The following is a 2,635-nucleotide window of genomic DNA, read 5'->3' on the forward strand; positions in this document are numbered from 1 at the left end:
TGTTAGCGGCCATGAAAAACTGCCCATAGGCGGCCACGTAACTGCCCACTGATGGCCAGCAGAAATGCCCATTGGTGGCCATGAGATCTGCCCACTCTTATTTTCTAGCATCGCCGTGTTGTTAACGGCGGGAGCCCCTTCCTGGGGTTTGATGTCGGTGTCTAGTCGCACCAAACCAAACCAGGAAGAGGCTCTGTATGAAGTCTGACGGAGAAATCATGGAAATTCTTGAAGCGTACGATCTTACGAAGTCGTTTCGCGCCGCGGCCGTGCTCGCGGGCTGTTCGCACCACACGGTCGCCAAACACGTCGCCGCCCGGGAGGTCGGCCGACCCCTGGCTGAACCAGTGGCCAGAGACAAGATCACCGATGAGTACCTGCCCAAGATTGAGGAGCTCGTGGAAAAGTCACGAGGCCGGATCCGGGCCGATATCACCCACCAGAAGCTGGTAGGCATGGGCTTTGAGGGTTCTGAGCGTTCCACCCGCCGAGCGATGGCCCAGGTCAAGGCCGAGTGGAAGCTCGGACGGGTGCGCGTGCACCGGCCCTGGATCACCGAGCCTGGCGGCTGGCTGCAATATGATTTCGGCGACGGCCCCTATATTGACGGGGTGAAGACCGTGTTGTTCGTGGCGTGGCTGGCCTGGTCGCGGTTCCGGATTGTCATCGCGTTGCGTGATAGGACGGCGCCGTCCGTGTTCGCGGCCCTGGATCGCTGTTTCCGCATCGCTGGCGGGGCACCCACTTACGTCCTGACGGATAACGAAAAGACGGTGACGGTCTCCCATGTGGCCGGGGTGCCGGTGAGGAACCTGCAGACCGTTGAATTCGCCCGCTACTACGGGGTGACTGTGTTGACGTGCCAGCCGGCAGATCCAGCTTCCAAGGGCGGAGTGGAGAACGCGGTGAGAGTGGCCAAAGCTGACATCGTGCCCAAAGACACGAACCTGCGCGAGGCGTACGGCTCCTTCGCCGAAGTGGAGGCCGCGTGTGAGGAGTTCATGGCCCACATCAACGCCCGGGAACACCGGGTGACCAAGCGTAAACCGGCGGCGATGCTCGCCGAGGAGGTCCTGCGCCTGCACCGTGTCCCGGATGAAGCCCACACGGTCTCCTTCGGTCTGGCCCGGATCGTGCCGCCGAACACGCCCATGGTCACGTTCAACAACGCCATGTACTCCGTCCCGTCCCACCTGTTGGGGCAGAGGGTGTTTGTCCGTTCCCACGGTGCCGGCCCGGATGAAAAGGTCGTCATCGTTCACCACGGCCCCGCAGGACCAGTGGAAGTCGCCCGCCACGGCAAAGCCCGCCCGGGGAGCCCTGCAATCAACGATGAGCACTTTCCCGGCTATGTTCAGAAGATCCCCGGTGACTACACGCCCCGGGCCCGTACCGGTGCCGAGGCGGAATTCCTGGCCATCGGCGCCGGCGCGATCGCCTGGCTGAAGGAAGCCGCCGCGGTTGGGACCTCACGGATGAACCAGAAAATGGCTGAGGCAGTCTCGCTGGCGAAGATCGCCGGCGTCATTGAGGTTGACCGGGCCCTGGGAACCGCAGCAATCCACGGCCGCTTCGCCCACGGAGACCTCTCCTCGATCCTGCAGGCAGGACGGGCCAGCACCACCACCCACGCCGCCAGCGAAGACACGTCCCTGACCCAGGGCACCAGTGCCTGGGCCGCGATCACCACCACAACCGCCACCGTGAGCGAGGGCAAGCCGTGAACCCGTTGAACACCACCGCTGCGGCACTGCCGGCGGATCTTGAAGCGATGATGCGGTCCTTGAAAATGCCCCACGCCCGCGCCCTGGCACCGGAACTCGTCGCTACCGCCCGCGCCCAGCGCTGGGAACCAGTCGAGGTCATCAAAGCCCTCTGTGCGGAGGAAATCCGTGGCCGGGCAGCCTCGATGCTCGCCACCAGGCGCAAGGCTGCCGGATTCCCGACCGGGAAAACCTTCGATGCCTGGGACCCGGATGCTTCCTCGATCCCGGCCCCTACCCAGCAGGCGCTGCGGACCCTGGAATGGATCCGGCGCGGGGAAAACCTCGTCGTCTGCGGACCCTCCGGCACCGGGAAAACCTTCTTCCTTGAAGCCCTGGGCCAGCAAGCCGTGGAGGAAGGCCTGCGCGTGGCCTGGTTCCGCCTCGAGGACCTCGGCCAGCTCATCCGCGCCCACCGCACCGATGACACCGTCACCCGCGCCGTCACCCGGGTGCTGCGCGCCGACTTGGTAGTGGTTGATGACATCGGCCTTTTGCCCGTGGGAACCGACGCCGCCGAGGGGCTATACCGGGTCGTAGATGCCGCCTATGAGAAACGCTCCATCGCGATCTCCTCGAACCTGCACCCGGCCGGCTTCGACGAACTCATGCCCAAAACACTGGCGACAGCGACGGTGGACCGGCTGCTGCATCATGCCCATGTCTGCCAGACCAGCGGCGACTCCGTCAGGCTGACCCAAGCCCTGGCCGGGAAGGGAGTGACACAACTGCGCTAAAACACCGGACCAGTATGGCCAACCACAAATCTATATTAGTGGGCAGATCTCATGGCCATATCCGGGCAGTTTTGCTGGCCACCAGTGGGCAGATAACCTGGCCGCTGGTGGGCAGAAACTCATGGCCCTTGACAC

At 63.9% G+C, this 2,635-nt stretch carries 2 protein-coding genes; both read left to right on the forward strand.

From position 1 onward, the window contains the following. The first annotated feature begins 197 nt into the window (after positions 1–197). A complete protein-coding gene (istA, locus tag CVS29_RS18060) occupies positions 198–1,724 on the forward strand; it encodes an IS21 family transposase (RefSeq protein ID WP_110107983.1) in 1,527 nt (508 codons plus the stop codon). After that, positions 1,721–2,500, forward strand: a complete 780-nt coding sequence (gene istB, locus CVS29_RS18065; protein ID WP_281268056.1) for an IS21-like element helper ATPase IstB — start codon at positions 1,721–1,723, stop codon at positions 2,498–2,500. The genes istA and istB overlap by 4 nt, the downstream gene beginning before the upstream one ends. Positions 2,501–2,635 lie beyond the last annotated feature (135 nt).

Source organism: Arthrobacter psychrochitiniphilus, assembly GCF_003185915.1.
In the GTDB taxonomy this organism is placed as follows: Bacteria; Actinomycetota; Actinomycetes; order Actinomycetales; family Micrococcaceae; genus Specibacter; species Specibacter psychrochitiniphilus.

What these genes read in the sequence shown, in the direction of transcription:
- istA (WP_110107983.1), top strand. Translation starts at nt 198, where the DNA reads ATGAAGTCTGACGGAGAAATCATGGAAATTCTTGAAGCGTACGATCTT.